Source organism: Bacillus sp. 0909A (genome assembly GCF_036765115.1).
Taxonomy (GTDB): Bacteria; Bacillota; Bacilli; order Bacillales; family Bacillaceae; genus Bacillus; species Bacillus mojavensis.
On record NZ_JBAIZU010000001.1, the window covers coordinates 16,020 to 32,606 of the forward strand.

21 protein-coding genes are annotated in these 16,587 nt (G+C 44.4%); 13 read left to right on the plus strand and 8 right to left on the minus strand.

Annotated features, from left to right (window positions below):
* Positions 1-19: 19 nt before the first annotated feature.
* The 6 genes from V6D42_RS00130 to V6D42_RS00155 all read left to right on the plus strand — a co-directional run bounded on the left by V6D42_RS00130 (position 20) and on the right by V6D42_RS00155 (position 6,735).
* Positions 20-1,480, plus strand: coding sequence for an o-succinylbenzoate--CoA ligase (locus tag V6D42_RS00130; protein WP_333512017.1), 1,461 nt, complete (start codon positions 20-22; stop codon positions 1,478-1,480).
* A complete protein-coding gene (gene menC, locus V6D42_RS00135; protein WP_024122601.1) occupies positions 1,477-2,592 on the plus strand; it encodes an o-succinylbenzoate synthase in 1,116 nt (371 codons plus the stop codon). Before V6D42_RS00130 ends, menC begins: the two co-directional genes overlap by 4 nt.
* Before the next feature lie 276 nt (positions 2,593-2,868).
* The gene (locus V6D42_RS00140; protein WP_333512018.1) at positions 2,869-3,792 is read left to right on the plus strand and encodes a metal ABC transporter solute-binding protein, Zn/Mn family; all 924 of its coding nucleotides are present in this window, start codon (positions 2,869-2,871) and stop codon (positions 3,790-3,792) included.
* 18 nt (positions 3,793-3,810) lie between these two features.
* Positions 3,811-4,563: a metal ABC transporter ATP-binding protein gene (locus tag V6D42_RS00145; RefSeq protein WP_333512568.1), complete on the plus strand. Its 753-nt coding sequence runs from the start codon at positions 3,811-3,813 to the stop codon at positions 4,561-4,563.
* 5 nt (positions 4,564-4,568) lie between these two features.
* Positions 4,569-5,876: a metal ABC transporter permease gene (locus tag V6D42_RS00150; protein WP_333512019.1), complete on the plus strand. Its 1,308-nt coding sequence runs from the start codon at positions 4,569-4,571 to the stop codon at positions 5,874-5,876.
* A complete protein-coding gene (locus tag V6D42_RS00155) occupies positions 5,866-6,735 on the plus strand; it encodes a metal ABC transporter permease (protein ID WP_333512020.1) in 870 nt (289 codons plus the stop codon). Before V6D42_RS00150 ends, V6D42_RS00155 begins: the two co-directional genes overlap by 11 nt.
* Before the next feature lie 40 nt (positions 6,736-6,775).
* On the opposite strand, the gene V6D42_RS00160 is transcribed toward V6D42_RS00155, so the two are convergent.
* Genes V6D42_RS00160 through V6D42_RS00170 form a run of 3 tightly spaced genes read right to left on the minus strand, consistent with a single transcriptional unit; the run spans position 6,776 to position 9,405 of the window.
* Complete coding sequence (locus V6D42_RS00160; RefSeq protein WP_010331596.1) at positions 6,776-6,934, minus strand: DUF1540 domain-containing protein; 159 nt, start codon at positions 6,932-6,934, stop codon at positions 6,776-6,778.
* 53 nt (positions 6,935-6,987) lie between these two features.
* On the minus strand, positions 6,988-8,031 hold the full coding sequence (locus V6D42_RS00165) for a cytochrome d ubiquinol oxidase subunit II (RefSeq protein ID WP_168748592.1): 1,044 nt from the start codon (positions 8,029-8,031) through the stop codon (positions 6,988-6,990).
* A gap of 42 nt (positions 8,032-8,073) precedes the next feature.
* Complete coding sequence (locus V6D42_RS00170; RefSeq protein WP_333512021.1) at positions 8,074-9,405, minus strand: cytochrome ubiquinol oxidase subunit I; 1,332 nt, start codon at positions 9,403-9,405, stop codon at positions 8,074-8,076.
* A gap of 201 nt (positions 9,406-9,606) precedes the next feature.
* Between V6D42_RS00170 and V6D42_RS00175 the strand changes: the two genes are divergently transcribed.
* Together V6D42_RS00175 and V6D42_RS00180 are read left to right on the plus strand one after the other, a co-directional pair.
* Positions 9,607-9,855: a type B 50S ribosomal protein L31 gene (locus tag V6D42_RS00175; protein WP_010331593.1), complete on the plus strand. Its 249-nt coding sequence runs from the start codon at positions 9,607-9,609 to the stop codon at positions 9,853-9,855.
* A 110-nt stretch (positions 9,856-9,965) separates the two neighbouring features.
* Positions 9,966-10,529, plus strand: a complete 564-nt coding sequence (locus V6D42_RS00180; RefSeq protein WP_010331592.1) for a beta-class carbonic anhydrase — start codon at positions 9,966-9,968, stop codon at positions 10,527-10,529.
* Here V6D42_RS00180 and yidD read toward each other — a convergent pair.
* Positions 10,526-10,753, minus strand: coding sequence for a membrane protein insertion efficiency factor YidD (yidD, locus tag V6D42_RS00185; protein ID WP_326128648.1), 228 nt, complete (start codon positions 10,751-10,753; stop codon positions 10,526-10,528). The genes V6D42_RS00180 and yidD overlap by 4 nt on opposite strands.
* 127 nt (positions 10,754-10,880) lie before the next feature.
* Here yidD and V6D42_RS00190 point away from each other — a divergent pair, with 127 nt between their 5' ends.
* Together V6D42_RS00190 and V6D42_RS00195 are read left to right on the plus strand one after the other, a co-directional pair.
* Positions 10,881-11,354, plus strand: a complete 474-nt coding sequence (locus V6D42_RS00190) for an S-ribosylhomocysteine lyase (RefSeq protein WP_010331590.1) — start codon at positions 10,881-10,883, stop codon at positions 11,352-11,354.
* A gap of 120 nt (positions 11,355-11,474) precedes the next feature.
* Positions 11,475-11,915, plus strand: a complete 441-nt coding sequence (locus V6D42_RS00195; protein ID WP_333512022.1) for a FixH family protein — start codon at positions 11,475-11,477, stop codon at positions 11,913-11,915.
* Here V6D42_RS00195 and ytzI read toward each other — a convergent pair.
* Positions 11,909-12,058 carry a YtzI protein gene (gene ytzI, locus V6D42_RS00200; RefSeq protein ID WP_326157631.1) on the minus strand — a complete coding sequence of 50 codons (150 nt, stop codon included), beginning with the start codon at positions 12,056-12,058 and terminating at the stop codon, positions 11,909-11,911. The genes V6D42_RS00195 and ytzI overlap by 7 nt on opposite strands.
* 125 nt (positions 12,059-12,183) lie before the next feature.
* On the opposite strand from ytzI, the gene V6D42_RS00205 reads away from it, so the two are divergent.
* From V6D42_RS00205 to ytkD, 3 genes are all read left to right on the plus strand, one after another.
* A complete protein-coding gene (locus V6D42_RS00205) occupies positions 12,184-12,621 on the plus strand; it encodes a Dps family protein (protein ID WP_010331587.1) in 438 nt (145 codons plus the stop codon).
* A 158-nt stretch (positions 12,622-12,779) separates the two neighbouring features.
* Positions 12,780-13,184, plus strand: a complete 405-nt coding sequence (locus tag V6D42_RS00210; RefSeq protein ID WP_010331586.1) for a phage holin family protein — start codon at positions 12,780-12,782, stop codon at positions 13,182-13,184.
* A gap of 214 nt (positions 13,185-13,398) precedes the next feature.
* Positions 13,399-13,875, plus strand: a complete 477-nt coding sequence (gene ytkD, locus V6D42_RS00215) for an RNA deprotection pyrophosphohydrolase (RefSeq protein WP_326203275.1) — start codon at positions 13,399-13,401, stop codon at positions 13,873-13,875.
* 23 nt (positions 13,876-13,898) lie between these two features.
* Here ytkD and V6D42_RS00220 read toward each other — a convergent pair whose 3' ends face one another.
* From V6D42_RS00220 to V6D42_RS00230, 3 genes are read right to left on the minus strand one after another with little or no spacing between them, the layout of a single operon-like run.
* Positions 13,899-14,711, minus strand: a complete 813-nt coding sequence (locus V6D42_RS00220) for an ABC transporter permease (protein WP_326203274.1) — start codon at positions 14,709-14,711, stop codon at positions 13,899-13,901.
* Entirely contained in the window at positions 14,686-15,468 is a 783-nt protein-coding gene (locus V6D42_RS00225; protein WP_333512023.1) for an ABC transporter ATP-binding protein, read from the minus strand. Before V6D42_RS00225 ends, V6D42_RS00220 begins: the two co-directional genes overlap by 26 nt.
* Before the next feature lie 12 nt (positions 15,469-15,480).
* Complete coding sequence (locus V6D42_RS00230) at positions 15,481-16,485, minus strand: ABC transporter substrate-binding protein (protein ID WP_333512024.1); 1,005 nt, start codon at positions 16,483-16,485, stop codon at positions 15,481-15,483.
* Positions 16,486-16,587 lie beyond the last annotated feature (102 nt).

Below are 16,587 nucleotides of genomic sequence, written 5' to 3' on the forward strand. Positions count from 1 at the left end.
TCACCTCGGAGATGATGACATGCTGACAGAACAGCCCAACTGGCTCCTGCAACGGGCACAGCTAACACCTGATAGAATCGCTCTCATTTATGGAGATCAAACCGTGACATTTGCTGAATTATTTGCCGCATCCAAACGAATGGCGTCACAGCTTTCAGCTCATTCTTTTCGAAAAGGGGACACCGCAGCTCTTCTTCTCGGAAACCGGGCGGAGATGGTATATGCTGTTCACGCTTGCTTTTTGCTCGGCGTAAAAGCGGTCTTGCTGAATACAAAGCTGTCTAAACATGAAAGGCTGTTCCAGCTGGAGGATTCCGGCGCCCGCTTTTTACTGACGGACGAAAGTTTTGACATGCAGGATTATGAGCAAATGGTTGAAACCATTAATGTCGATGAACTGGTAAAAGTAGAGGCACAGGATATTGAAATTGAGCCATACATGCAATTGGACGCAACGGCGACGCTCATGTATACCTCCGGGACAACCGGCAAGCCCAAGGGAGTTCAGCAAACGTTTGGAAATCATTATTTCAGTGCGGTGTCTTCTGCTCTAAATTTGGGTATAACAGAAAAAGACCGCTGGCTTATCGCGCTGCCGCTCTTTCATATCAGCGGACTGTCAGCGTTATTTAAATCTGTAATTTACGGAATGACGGTCGTGCTTCACCAGCGTTTTTCAGTAAGTGATGTATTGGATTCTATCGACAGGCATCAAGTTACGATTATTTCTGCGGTGCAGACAATGCTGGCAAGTCTTTTGGCAGAAACAAATCGCTGCCCGTCAACCATCAGATGCATCCTGCTCGGCGGAGGTCCTGCGCCGCTTCCTTTGCTAGAAGAATGCCGAGAGAAAGACTTCCCCGTTTTTCAATCATATGGAATGACGGAAACTTGCTCACAAATCGTTACTCTCTCGCCGGAATTCAGTATGGAAAAGCTGGGATCAGCAGGAAAACCGCTGTTTTCATGCGAAATCAAAATTGAGCGGGACGGAAAAGCGTGTGAGCCGTTTGAGCACGGTGAAATTATGGTGAAAGGCCCGAATGTCATGAAGAGCTATTTCAACCGGGAAAGCGCAAATAAAGCATCCTTTCAAAATGGCTGGCTGAAAACAGGCGATCTCGGTTATTTGGACGGGGAAGGATTTTTATATGTATTGGACAGGCGATCAGATCTTATCATTTCAGGCGGAGAAAATATTTATCCCGCTGAAGTGGAGTCTGTGCTGCTTTCTCATCCGGCTGTTGCAGAAGCCGGCGTATCAGGCGCGGAGGACATAAAATGGGGAAAAGTGCCTCATGCTTATCTAGTGCTCCAGCAGCCTGTCAGAGCTGAAGAACTGACCGCTTTTTGCAAAGAACGATTGGCGAAATATAAAGTTCCGGCAAAATTCTTTGTATTAGACCGCCTGCCGCGCAATGCGTCGAATAAGCTATTGCGAAATCAGCTGAAGGATGCGCGTAAAGGAGAACTGTTATGATCGAAATAGAAAAAATTACGCTTTATCATTTGAGCATGAATCTAAAAAAACCGTTTAAAAACAGTATTGAGACACTTCAGGAGCGCAAATTTTTGATCGTGGAAGCCATCGATATATCCGGAGTTACAGGATGGGGGGAAGTGTCTGCGTTCTCCTCACCGTGGTACACCGAGGAAACGATTGGTACTTGTCTGCATATGCTGAAGGATTTTTTTATTCCTAATGTCGTCGGACGTGAATTTAGCCACCCATCTGAAGTGCCGGACAGCTTGGCGCGCTACAAAGGTAATAGGATGGCAAAAGCGGGGCTTGAATCAGCTGTTTGGGATATTTATGCAAAAAAGAAGGGGATTTCTCTTGCGGAGGCATTAGGCGGGACAAGAGACAAAGTCCCTGCCGGGGTTGTTGTCAGCTTAGCGCCTCTTGAGGATATGCTGAAAGAAATTGAGGCTTATCAAAAAGAAGGCTATCAAAGAATTAAAATTAAAATTCAGCCAGGACAAGATGTGGAACTGGTAAAAGCCATCCGCAGCCGATTCCCTGGCATCCCGCTTATGGCTGATGCGAATTCCTCTTATGAACTCAAGGATATCAGCCGCTTAAAGGAGCTTGATGAATATCATTTAATGATGATTGAACAGCCGCTCCAAGCTGACGATATTGTTGATCACCGCCACTTGCAGAAGCATATGAAAACGGCGATTTGCCTTGATGAAAGCATTTGCTCAGCTGATGACGCGAGACGGGCGATTGAGCTGGGAAGCTGTAAAGTAATTAATATCAAGCCTTCTCGTGTCGGCGGATTGACGGAAGCCCTGAAAATCCATGATCTGTGCAAAGAGCACAATATGCCGGTTTGGTGCGGAGGAATGCTGGAGACTGGCATTTCAAGAGCGCAAAACGTGGCGCTGGCTTCCTTGCCTCAATTTACAATACCGGGCGATATTTCGTCATCTTCAAGGTATTGGGATGAGGATATTGTGACCCCTGATATCCGTATCGATAACGGCTTTATTTCTGTGTCGAAACAGCCTGGTTTAGGGGTTGAAGTAAATCAGGAAATAATGAGAAAATATGTGACCAAAATGGATGTTTTCACACAGCATGGATGAGAAAAAGACATTTTATCAATTTGAGAGAATGTGAGTGTGCTGTTATAGTAAAAGCGTTGAATACATCCCTTCTCGTTTTGGACCGGCTGCTAACCAGCCGGTTTTTTTATGTGAAAATGTCTTGACAGAAATGGACAAACGCGATAATTTTGCACTAAGGAAACTTTTTGTCCTATATAAACAAAACATGCTTATGTCTAATTAAATGTCACATGCCTAAGAAAACACATCATATGATAAAACAACAGGACATCGATGGCAAAGAGGAGGGAACAAATGAAAAAACGAGGGCTGATAGCGGCATTGATCCTTGCATGCCTTGCGTTATCGGGCTGTGGATCAGAGTCTTCCGGTAAAAGCTTTGATCAGGGACTGCAAGTGACGGCAACGACATCTCAGATTGCGGACGCGGCTGAAAAAATCGGCGGAACGCATGTTAAGGTCACTTCTTTAATGGGACCGGGAGTAGACCCCCATCTTTACAAAGCGTCACAAGGTGATACGAGAAAATTAACATCAGCAGACGTTGTGCTGTACAGCGGCTTGCAGCTCGAAGGGAAGATGGAAGACATTCTCCGTAAAATCGGTGAACAAAAACAAGCGGCAGCGGTCGCCGAAGCGATTCCGAAAAGCAAGCTTATTTCTGCGGGGAAAGGGAAGATGTATGACCCTCACGTCTGGTTCAGCATCCCATTATGGATTTACGCAATTGAAGAAATCGAAGAGCAATTCAGCAAAGCGATGCCTGAGCATGCAGATGACTTTAAGAAGAACGCAAAAGAGTACAAGGATGATTTGCAAAATTTAGATAAATGGGCGCGTCAGGAGATTGCGAATATTCCGGAGAAAAGCCGTGTCCTTGTAACCGCCCACGATGCGTTTGCGTATTTTGGGAAAGAGTATGGATTTAAAGTAGAAGGCCTGCAGGGGCTCAGCACAGATTCAGATTATGGCTTAAAGGATGTACAGGACCTGGTTGAGCTTTTGGCAGAAAAGCAAATTAAGGCTGTTTTTGTAGAAAGCAGCGTGTCTGAAAAATCAATTAATGCTGTGGTGGAAGGAGCTAAAGAAAAAGGCCATTCGGTGTCAATTGGCGGTCAGCTCTATTCAGATGCAATGGGTGAAAAGGGGACAAAAGAAGGCACTTACGAAGGCATGTTCCGTCATAATATCAACACGATTACGGAAGCGCTTAAATAAGGAATAGAGGTGAAAAAAATGTTTCCTGTTGAGCTGGAAAATGTAACAGTCGCTTATGATAAAAAGCCCGTTCTGCAAGAGATCTCGCTGCAGGTGCCGGAGGGGAAATTAATCGGTATTATCGGCCCAAACGGCGCTGGAAAGTCTACTTTGATCAAAACGATTCTCGGTCTTGTGCCCCGTGCCTCAGGAGACATCTTCATTTACGGCGAAACTTATAAACAACAGCGGACAAGAATCGGATATGTGCCGCAGCGGGGTTCGGTTGATTGGGATTTTCCTACCAGCGCTCTCGATGTCGTGCTGATGGGAAGGTACGGCCGAATCGGCCTGCTGAAAAGACCGAAAAAGGCAGATGTGGAAATGGCTGAATCGGCTTTAGAAAAAGTCGGCATGCTCGATTATGCGAAAAGGCAGATCAGCCAGCTGTCAGGGGGCCAGCAGCAGCGGGTATTTCTTGCCCGGGCACTTTGTCAGGACGCCGACATTTACTTTATGGATGAACCGTTTGCCGGCGTGGATGCAGCGACGGAGCGGGCAATTATGACTCTTTTGGCGGAGCTTAAGGATAAAGGCAAAACCGTACTTGTCGTCCACCACGACCTGCAAACCGCCGAAGACTATTTCGACTGGATATTGCTGCTTCATTTAAGGAAAATCGCCTTCGGACCGGCAGAGGACGTGTTTTCGATTGAAAACCTTCAAAAAACGTATGGAGGAAGACTGACATTTCTAAAAGATAAAATGCTGGCAGAAGGTAATAAGGGGTGAGCGCATTGATAGAAAGTTTGTGGCTGCAGCTCCAGCACCCGAATACACAGTGGGTGTTGGCCGGGACGCTTTTGCTCGGCGCAGCAAGCGGTGTGTTGGGGAGCTTTGTGCTGCTTAGAAAACAAAGTTTAATCGGAGATGCGATGGCCCATTCTGCCCTGCCGGGTGTGTGTCTCGCTTTTCAGTTCACCGGAGAAAAATCGCTCCCTTTCTTTTTGCTCGGCGCGGCGCTTGCAGGGCTTCTCGGAACGTGGATGATTCAGCTGATACCGCGGCTTTCAAAAACAAAGGAGGACTCGGCAATCGGGATCGTTCTCTCTGTGTTCTTTGGCGTTGGCATTATACTGCTGACATATATTCAGCAGCTGGGCTCGGGAAGCCAAAGCGGACTTGATTCCTTTCTGTTCGGCCAGGCTGCTTCATTAGTCAGACAGGATATCATTCTTATTGCGGGTGTATCCGCCGTTTTATTGCTGCTTTGTACGGTCTTTTTTAAGGAATTTAAAATCATCACCTTTGATACTGCATTTGCAAAGGGATTGGGATTGCCGGTGCGTTTTTTAAACGGACTATTGGCCTGTCTTATTGTCTGCGCTGTTGTGATAGGGCTTCAAACTGTAGGTGTCATCTTAATGGCAGCTATGCTCATTACTCCCGCGATTGCCGCAAGATATTGGACCGAGCGTTTAACTGGCATGATCATGATTGCCGGGATGACAGGCGGGATTAGCGGCGTGTCAGGAACGTTGCTGAGCACAACAATGGAGGGCATGGCGACAGGGCCTTTGATGATTTTATCGGCGACGATCATTTTTCTTTTTTCAATGATTTGCGCACCTAAGCGGGGTTTGGCTGCTAAAGGGATAAGATTAATAAGGCTGCGAAGAAAAACGAACCGGGAGCAGGTGCTTCTGACGATTTTTGAGCAGTATGAACATAAAGAAATATATATAACGGAGGAAAGTGTACGAAAGAAGAGGCGGCTTTCACCTTCATTATGTCATAAAGTTTTGGAAGATTTGGAAAAAGAGAGGTGCGTTGTGCGGGTTGGAAACGGGATTTGGCAAGTGACACAGGCTGGGATAGAAAAAGGTTATCTTACAGCTTTAAAATATCGGATGTATGAAATGTACCTTATGCATGAGATGGATATGGAAAATGCAGATGCGGATCAGGATGATTTTGTGCCGGACCGATTGCCGGAGGCCACAAGAGATAGACTTCTTTCACTTTTGAAGCTGCATGGCAGGATGCCTGAGCTCCGTCAGCCATACCCTGAAATCGAAAAGGGGAAGATTGCCAATGAGCTTTGAAGCGTGGATTATAGCGACGGGCATACTAGTCGGTGTCAGCTGTGCGTTAATCGGAACTTTTCTTGTATTAAGGAAAATGGCAATGCTGGCTGATGCCATCAGCCATACTGTTTTGCTTGGAATTGTTGGTGCTTTTCTTGTGACAAAAAGCCTGGACGGGATTCCTATGTTCATCGGGGCAGCCGTGTCGGGACTGTTAACAGCATTTTTGGTACAGCTTCTTCACAGCAAAGGGGTTCAATCAGATGCCGCCATAGGAGTTGTTTTTACCTCCTTATTTGCAGTTGGTGTCATTTTGTTATCAGTATATGGCGCGAATGTCCATCTCGATATTGAACATTCGCTAATGGGAGAAATCACTTTTGTGCCATGGAATACGGTCACGATATTCGGAGTGGACATCGGGCCAAAAGCGTTTTGGATGCTGGTTGCTGTGCTGCTTTTCAACATAACGATGGTCAGTGTATGTTATAAGGAGTTTAAAATTGCTTCGTTTGATCCGCAAATGGCTTTGGCCATCGGGATACCGGTTATGCTGATTCATTACCTCCAGATGGGTATGCTGTCTCTAACGACCGTTGCCTCCTTTGATTCGGTCGGCGCCATATTGGTTGTGGCGATGCTGATTGTACCGCCTGCTGCAGCCCATCTATTAACGGACCGGCTGCTTTATATGCTGATTATCAGCGCGGTCATCGGAGGGCTGTCAGCTCTATTGGGCTATATCTGCGCAACATGGCTCAATGTTTCCATTTCCGGAGCGATGGCGGCAATGACAGGGGTTTTTTATGCTGGTGCCTTTTTATTTTCGCCATCAAACGGAGTGCTGACGAAAAAGATAAGAACGCTTAAAACATAAAAAGAAAGAGCTGTCTAATGCCAGCTCTTTCTTTTCATTTTTACAAATCTTGTGGTTTAAACGTTTTGCAGTCTGTTTCCCGGCTGTTTTCGGCAGTCTCGCCAGTATGGCTGACAACATAAATGGCATCGGCTGTGCATCTGTTGCCTTTGTCCCAATAAGAACAGTTGTTGACCTCGCATAGGATTTTCTGGTCCATGCCATCCCCTCCTTATAAAGGTTCAAGCTTAGTATAGCCGGTGGGCTTGGGCCCTATTCCTCCTGCTGGCGGATATACCGTTTATCCTTCATAAACAGCTTCCAGAAGAAATAGAAGCCCGGGAAAAGGATAATGAATGCAACGATATATGTCATAAACAGCGCTCTGAACGTGGCGGGCTCGGTAAAACCGGACATAATCGTCACGTCAGGATAAATCATATAAGGGAGGTGGGCGCGGCCGTACGCGTAGCTTGCCAGAAAATACTGTATCGCAATCGCGACAAGCGCGAGTCTGGGTTTCCCAATCTTTTTGCCGAAGCTTTTGTTAGGCAGAAAAAGAGCTATGCCTGCGATGATGAATGTAATAAACGACGCAATAATCCAGGAAAAATCATTCATCATTCCAGTATAAAGCCAGTTTGCTTCATTCCGCATCGTTAGCATAATGCATATGGCAAATAGGAGCGAAATCGGACCGGTGATTAAGGCGCTTTTTCTGTATGCCGTGTAGGCGTCCTGTTCCTCAGCCACATTCGAAACATCCGCCAGCAGCAGGGAGGATAAAAATAAAGTGCTTAAAATCGCAAACCCTATAAATGAATAGGCGTTAGGGCTTGTCAAAATGGTAGACATATTCAAGCTGTATACCCCGTCTGTGCTTTCAATAAATCCACCATGTGTCACCGGAAGAACCAAAATCAGAACAGCTGGAATAATAAAACCGGAGATGCCGGAAATATATCTGAGCAATTTCCTTTCCTTCGCTGTGTTTGAAAAAACGAGAAAACCGCTTCGGATTGCTAAAAGCAATAAAATAATGCTGCCGGGAATTAATAAAACAGTTCCGAGCACAAACGTTGCACCTGGAAAAAAGCTGAAAAGCGCAACAACGATGGCCACGATAAAGACGTTAGTGACCTCCCAAGTCGGCGACAGAAAGCGATTTGCGATATCAGTCGCCTTCATATGCTCCTTGTTTAAGTAGATCATAGACCAAAATCCCGCTCCGAAATCCATTGTGGCCATGACGGCGTAAATAAACACAAACCCCCAAATAATTGAGATGGCGATCAGAGCGTCCGTTGAAATGTCCATTTGTCGATCTTCCTTCCATTTAGTTTCCTGCTTGCGAAGCTATTAAGACTCCGCCGTATTTAAATCCTCATCCACAGGGTGCTTTTTGAAATAGTAAAGCAGTACATAAACGACAGCTGCGCCCAACACGGCGTAAACGAAGGTGAAAAACATGAAAAGCACTCCGATCGAGCCTGTCGTCGTGACAACATCTGATGTCTTCAGCAGATGATAGATGACCCACGGCTGTCTCCCCGTACATGCGAAAATCCAGCCAAATTCAATTCCAATAATACTGAGAGGACCGGCTGTCATGAAAATCACCAGCAGCCAGGTTGGAAAACGATCTTTCTTTAATACTTTTCTCCAGACGACACCGATAATGGAATAAAGAATAAGCAGCATTCCGACACCGACCATCGCATTAAATAACGTGTGGATAAAAAGCGGCGGCCATTCGTCTCTCGGAAACGCATTTAATCCTTTTACAACAGTGTCAAAACTGTTGGCTGCCAAAAAGCTTAATGCCCACGGAATCTCGATTGCCCATTTCACTTTTTCCTCCTCCGGATCGGTAAATCCTCCGATTGCAAGCGGGGCATGGGATCTTGTTTCAAAAAGGCCCTCTGCTCCGGCGAGCTTTTCCGGCTGATATTCATGCAGCATTTGTGCTGATTCGTGCCCGTTTAAGGCTGTTATCAATGAAAAGATACCCCCGACCGTCAGCGCGAGGAGCAGGGCTTTCCGGTGAAAGCGATAGACGTTTTCTTTTTTTCTAGACCGGATCATTTTGTATGCGGCAACAGAAGCAACGATAAAGGCTCCTGTCATGAACGCAGACAGAACGACATGGCCGGCGGTTACAAAAAAGCTTGGGTTAAAAAACGCGGCCCACGGATCAACATCAGTTATCTTTCCATTTGTCATTTTAAATCCTGCCGGTGTTCCTTCAAAGGCATGGACATTCGTGATCAGAATGGCAGACGCCGCGGCCCCGATCAGCACAAAAACAACAGCGATAATCCTCATGACCGGCGATAAACGGTCTGCGGCATATACATAAATGGACATAAAAAGGGCTTCGATAAAAAAAGCGTAGATTTCAATTTGGAATGGCAGGGACATGACCCGGCCGACGACTTCCATAAAACCCGGCCATAATAGCGCGAGCTGAGTACCGGCAATGGTTCCGGTCGGAATGGCGACCCCCAGCAAAACAGCCTGTGCTTTCGTCCATCTCTTCGCCATGATGGCATAATGGTCATCCTTCGTTTTTTGATAGATCAATTCAGCTATTAAAATCATGAGCGGCAGACCGACTCCCAAGGTTGCGAAAATGATATGAAAGCCCATTGTCGTACCAAAAAGACTCCTAGCCAAAACTAAATCATCCACAATAATAAACCACCTTTCACAAAACGATCTGTATGTAATATGGGTTTATTATTTGCTTCCTCGGTTAGATTATTCTTCCTGTTCTTAAAAGCTTGAGGTTTATGAAGCGAAAGATCGGGAAACATGTAAGGAGATTGACAAAATGTTTGTTAGGATATAAAATAAAACGTAATTATTACGATTTGATAAGGAGAGATAGACATGAAGGAAGGAATCCATCCAAAGAATCACAAAGTAATATTCCAGGATGTAAACAGCGGATACCGCTTTTTGAGCAGGTCTACCAAAACATCGGAAGAAACAGCGGAGTGGGAAGATGGAAACACATATCCGGTTATTAAAGTAGAGGTAAGCTCAGATACTCATCCGTTTTATACAGGCCGCCAGAAATTCAATGAAAAAGGTGGAAGAGTCGAGCAGTTCAACAAAAGATATAACATGGGAAAATGAGGCAGCCGCAGGGCGTGCCTTTTTTTCTGGTCTCAACATCATGCCGGTAGGATGACGAAAGGCAGAGGCTGTGATATATTGGAGAAAAAAGACCGGAAAGGAATACCGCTATGAGTCTTCTCAATGATATTCTTGAATTTAATAAAACTTTTATTGAACATAAAGATTATGAAAAGTATCAAACATCAAAATTCCCAGATAAAAAAATGGCAATTCTTTCTTGCATGGACACTCGTTTGGTTGAATTGCTCCCGCATGCGATGAATATGCGAAATGGTGACATCAAAATTATAAAGAGTGCCGGTGCGCTTGTAACACACCCGTTCGGAAGCATTATGAGAAGTTTACTGGTAGCAGTGTACGAACTGAACGCCGATGAAGTTTGTGTAATCGGACACCACGATTGCGGCATGAGCAAAATTAGCAGCGAAAGCATGCTCAATAAAATAAAGGAAAGAGGAATTCCGGAAGAACGCATCGAAACATTGAAGTACTCCGGAGTTGACTTTGATCAATGGTTTAAAAGCTTCGATTCAGTAGAAGCGAGCGTAAAAGACAGCGTGGACGTCATTAAACATCATCCGCTGTTCCCGGAAACTGTGCCTGTCCATGGTTTAGTCATTAATCCTGAGACAGGAAAACTGGATGTTGTCGTAAATGGCTATAACGATTAATCTTTGCGCTTTTTTTCTGGGACGGGGTCGACACCGCCCGCGTGAAATGGCTGGCATTTCAAAATCCGTATGAGAGTCAGCCATCCACCTTTAAGGGCGCCATGCGTTTTAATGGCTTCAATTCCATATTGTGAACAAGTCGGATAAAAGCGGCATGTTGGCGGCGTCAACGGTGAGATGAATTTTTGGTACCCTCTGATCAGAGCAATAAATATGGTTTTCATGTGTCTTCAGCAACCTTTCTGATGCAAGTATAAGAAAAATAACGCGGTTTGAAAAGTTATTCGATAATTCTTATCGGAAAGGTATGTTATAATAAATATACATTTTAAAAAAAGGGAGAGTGCCATTATGCCTTCAGTAGAAAGTTTTGAACTTGATCATAATGCTGTTGTTGCCCCATACGTAAGACATTGCGGTGTGCATAAAGTAGGAACAGACGGCGTTGTAAATAAATTTGATATTCGTTTTTGCCAGCCGAATAAACAGGCAATGAAGCCTGATACAATCCATACCCTCGAGCATTTGCTTGCGTTTACGATTCGCACTCATGCTGAGAAATATGATCATTTTGATATTATTGATATTTCACCAATGGGCTGCCAAACCGGATACTATCTTGTTGTCAGCGGTGAACCGACTCCTGCGGAAATCGTTGATCTGCTTGAAGACACAATGAAGGAAGCGGTAGAAATTACCGAAATTCCCGCTGCCAATGAAAAGCAGTGCGGCCAGGCGAAGCTTCATGACCTGGAAGGCGCAAAACGTTTAATGCGTTTCTGGCTGTCACAGGATAAAGAAGAATTGCTAAAAGTATTTGGCTAAATAGAACAAAGACCTTTTTGCTTTCGGGCAAAAAGGTCTTTTTTGTGACGTTGCAGATTTTGTATACCATTTGCTGTAAGCGTTTGCTACTATTGATGTAAACACGAAAAGGGTGATGGAATGAAAAAGATCGCTGCAGTACTTTTTTCTGCTGTTTTTTTATTGAATGGGTGCGGATCAGAGGAGAACAAAGCACATACAGCAGCTGAGACGCCTGAGGTATTAGATGTAAAACTCACCGGGCCGGAAAAAGTGAAGCCGGGAGAGAATGCTGCTTATGAAGCGGCGGTTTCTTACGGAGATGAAGCGGTGACAGATGCTGATGAAGTGGAATTTGAGGTATGGAAAGACGGAGAAAAAAACGACAGCAAGATGTTTAAAGCCAAACAGGAGGATGGCGTATACCGATTTGAGACGGAGTTTAAGAAAGATGGCGTATACACTGTACAATCTCATGTAACTGCAAAAAAACAGCACAGCATGCCGACCTTAAAAGTCCAAGTCGGAGACGCCGATGCTGCCATCAAGAAACCTGAAGAAAATCAATCACACCATCATTGACCTTTTGGATCTGAACCGGGAGCATTTTCTTCTTGAGGAGGGTCAATCGTGTGCTTTACATTATAGGCTTTTACAGTCGTCCAAACGCTTACGAGCAAAACAGCCAGCACAATCAGAATACTTATCGTGATGAGAAGCGTCATGAACTCCACCTCCCATTTTCAATAATTGTAACATAGTGGAAGACATTGTGTCAGACGGGTAAAATAAAGGTTTTAGCGTACGATATGAAGGGTATACACCTAATATAAACAAGGAGGACGATAATATGTCAGAACAATTAATTCAAGCCGTGAACAAACAAGTAGCCAACTGGACAGTCATGTATGTGAAACTACATAATTATCACTGGTATGTAAAAGGAAAAGATTTCTTTACACTTCATGAAAAATTTGAGGAGCTTTATAACGAGACTGCAACTTATATTGATGATTTGGCAGAGCGTCTTTTGGCTTTGAACGGAAAACCGATCGCGACAATGAAAGAATCTTTGGAAACAGCTTCAGTAAAAGAAGCGAACGGAAACGAAACAGCAGAACAAATGGTTCAGAGTGTGTATGATGATTTTACAGTTATCGCGGAAGAACTGAAAAGCGGCATGGACTTAGCCGATGAGGTCGGAGACGAAACAACAGGGGACATGCTTCTTGCAATTCATCAAAATATTGAAAAACATAACTGGATGCTGAAAGCTTACCTTGGATAATAGAAAAGAAAGGCCGGATATCTTATGAAGATATCCGGTTTTTGTTTTGCTCGCAAAAATAGGCGACAACTAGTCCATTTTTCTGAAAAATCCAATCCGTTCGGCATGCTTTCCATAGAATATGGTAAGGCCGTTTCTGTGAAAGGATGTTGGGATAAATGGATAGAGACTTTGGCATCTTTTCGTTAATTGCAGTCAGCGTTTCAGCAGCGGGGTTTTTCTTCGGAGGTTTTCAGTACTCATTCCTCATATTGCTGTCTCTTATGGCAATTGAATTTATCAGTACGACCTTGAAGGAAACAATTATTCACAAACTGGTGTTAAAGAAGGTTTTTGCCCGTTTTGTCAAAAAATTAGTTACGTTGGCTCTGATCTCTGTCTGCCACTTTTTTGACCAGCTGCTAAATACACAGGGATCGATACGTGACTTGGCCATTATGTTTTATATTCTTTATGAATCTGTGCAAATTGTCGTGACAGCCAGCTCTCTCGGTATACCCGTTCCGGAAATGCTTGTGGATCTATTAGAAACGTTAAAAAATAAATTCAGACGCAAACCGTAACTTTTAACTGTTCGCGGGTCATAATAAAGCCCAGAGCGTCAGTCATTTACACATTTTAACAAGAGATGGGGCCGAAAGCTGTACGAGCTGGTCTAACGTTTCAGATCCGGATGGCGCGCTGGGTTTCCCTTATTTTTTGATAAAAAGCTACCGAAGAAACGTAACTGTGGTATGATGTATGGAAGATAGCTAGGAACGGATTTGAGGGATAAACATGTACGAGTTTAAAGATTATTATCAGAATACTGTTCAGCTCTCCTTTGACAATCAGCCCTTTTCGGACAGCCCGAAGCATGTCTGGGTCATCTGCCGTTTTGGTGACAAATGGCTTTTGACAGAACATGAGGACAGAGGCTTTGAGTTTCCGGGCGGGAAAGTGGAACCGATGGAGTGCGCGGAAGAGGCGGCGCTTCGAGAAGTAAAGGAAGAAACAGGGGCGAGAGTGAAAAGCCTCAAGTATCTTGGACAGTATAAAGTTCTCGGAAAAGAAAAGGTTATTGTGAAAAATATATATTTTGCAGATATAGAGAAGCTTGAAAAGCAAACCGATTACTTTGAAACGAAAGGACCGGTTCTGTTTCAAAAACTTCCGGAAAACCTGCCCCGTAATAAAAAATTCAGCTTTATTATGAAGGATTCTGTGCTTCCCATCAGTTTGAAAAAACTGAAAGAAGCGGGATGGATCAACTAAAAACCCGGCTATCTGCCGGGTTTTTATGTTCTGCCCTTCGTCCATTTCTTTTCTAACAGTTCTACGCACTGATACATCAGAGTGGCAATTATAGCAATAATCAACAAGCTTAAGAAGACGAGTGTAAAATTGAAGACTTGGAATCCGTAAATAATCATGTATCCTAAGCCGACCTTTGAAACAAGAAATTCGCCTACGATGACACCGACCCACGATAAACCGACGTTTACCTTCAGTGTTGAAATAATAGCGGGAGAAGATGCGGGAAGAATCGCTTCTTTAAAAATAACCCACTTGTTTGCGCCGAATGTTTTCATTACTTTAATATAGTTCTCATCAACCTCTTGAAAGGCGGTATAAACGACGATGGTTGTAATAATGACGCTAATGACCGCACCCATCGCGATAATGCTGACAAAGCCGGGACCGAGCGCGACAATCAGGATAGGTCCGAGCGCCACTTTCGGCATAGCATTTAAAATGACCAGATATGGATCTAATATCCTGGCAAGCCGATTGGACCACCATAACAACGCGGCAAGACACGTGCCCAGGAAAGTCCCCAGCAAAAAGCCAAGCACCGTCTCAAATAAAGTAACGCCGATATGCGACAGCAGTGAGCCGTCAGCAAGCTTTTCAATCAGTAAACGCCACACGGCTGACGGCGAGCTGAAGATCAGAGGATCAATCCAGCCCTGTCTGCTTGCGATTTCCCATCCGGAGAAAAAGAGGATAAATATCGCAAGCTGAAAAGAATGCACATTCCATTTCTCTTTTTTCTGTTTGAATTGAAATTGCTCATGAAGCAGATCAATTGTTTCTTTGCTGTTTCTCAAGAGAATTCAGCTCCTTCCATATCGTTTGAAACAGCGTCTGGAAGGATGGCTCCTGACGTGCGTCAAAAGGCATCATCGCAGCCAATTCTCTAGGGATTGTAAAAATTTGATGAATGGTGCCCGGCTGATTAGAAAATAAAAAGATAGTATCACTCATCGCAATCGCTTCCCCTATATCATGAGTGACAAGCACCGCTGTTTTTTGATACTCCTTTAATGTGCGGAAAACGAGGTTTTCCAAAGACAGCTTCGTCTGAAAATCAAGCGCGGAAAATGGCTCATCAAGCAAAAGCAGACTTGGATTTGGGGCAAGAGTTCTTGCTAGAGCAGCCCGCTGCCTCATCCCGCCTGACAGCTCCTTAGGGTATTTCTTTTCAACATCAACGAGACCCAGCTCCGGCAAAAGACCGAGTGCTGCGGCCTTGTTTTCTTCAGTAAGTGTGTCGGCGATTTTCAAACCGAGGAGCACATTTTCCTCAATGGATTTCCAGGGAAATAAGTAATCCTGCTGAAGCATGTAGCCAATGTTATGTTCTTTTTGATTCGGCTCACGGCCTTCAATCAGAACTCTGCCTTCCGAAGGTTCAATCAGGCCTGCAATTATGGAAAGCAGTGTTGTTTTTCCGCAGCCGCTCGGACCGAGAAATGAGATGAAATCGCCTTTTTCGGCATCGAAATGAATGTCCTGTACGGCCGTCGTTTTTTCTTTCATAGAAAAATAAGTATGGGTTACATGGTCGACATGTAAAAAAGACATAGATGGCGCCTCCTATTTTTCTGAGGTGACTTTTTCGGCGATTTGTTTGTTCACAAGTTCACTGTATGGAATATGCTTTGGCAGTTCACCTGACTGATCCATAATCGTTTGGAGCAGTTCCCATTCTTTTTCGTTGAGAAGCGGGTCTGGAGAATACGAATGTTGTTTTTTGTAGCGTTCGATGGACATTTCGATGACATCTGGATCCGTATCGTCAAATTCATTTTTAATCGCTTCTGTAATGTCCTTTGCTGAGTGTTTACCTATCCACTGCTGCGCTTTATAAATAGCTCTCGTAAATTTGACGGCTGTATCCTCGTTTTTCTTTAAATAGCTTTGTTTTGCCATAAATGTCGTATAAGGAACCTGGCCTGATTCTTCTCCGAACGAAGCAACGATGTGGCCGATGCCTTCTTTCTCAAAGAGTGAAGCAGTTGGCTCAAAAAGCTGGACATAATCACCGGTTCCAGAAGCAAAGGCATTGGATATATTGGCGAAGTCTATGTTTTGGATAAGGTTAATATCCTTATGCGGGTCAATGTGATGTTGATTCAGCACATACTCGCCGACCATTTGCGGCATACCGCCTTTCCGCTGGCCGAGAAACGTCTTCCCTTTCAGCTGGTCCCAGTTGAAATTTTCGGCATCTTCCCTTGCGACAAGGAACGTTCCGTCTGTCTGTGTCAGCTGTGCGAAGTTAATGACAGGGTCTTTAGCTCCTTGCGCTTTGACATAAATGGATGTTTCTGATCCGACAAGCGCAATGTCCGAGCCGTTTGAAAGAAGTGAAGTCATCGTTTTATCGCCGCCCCAGGTCGTATTGACGTCGACATCAAGGCCCTCATCCTTGAAAAAGCCTTTAGATTCTGCAACATATAAAGGTGCATAAAAAATGGAATGGGTCACTTCGGCTACTTTTACTTTCGTGAGTTTTTCTTCCTGCTTGCAAGCACTCAGGGCAATAATGAGAAACACACTGCAAACGCAGAAACAGCCCAGCCTTAACCATTTGTTCACATGACAACCTCCTTATTTAGCATCAAGTTAATATCCTTTTTTGCTTTACATATCGTATGATGGGTATAAAAATGTGTGAATGCCTAATCCGGCGTACAGGAT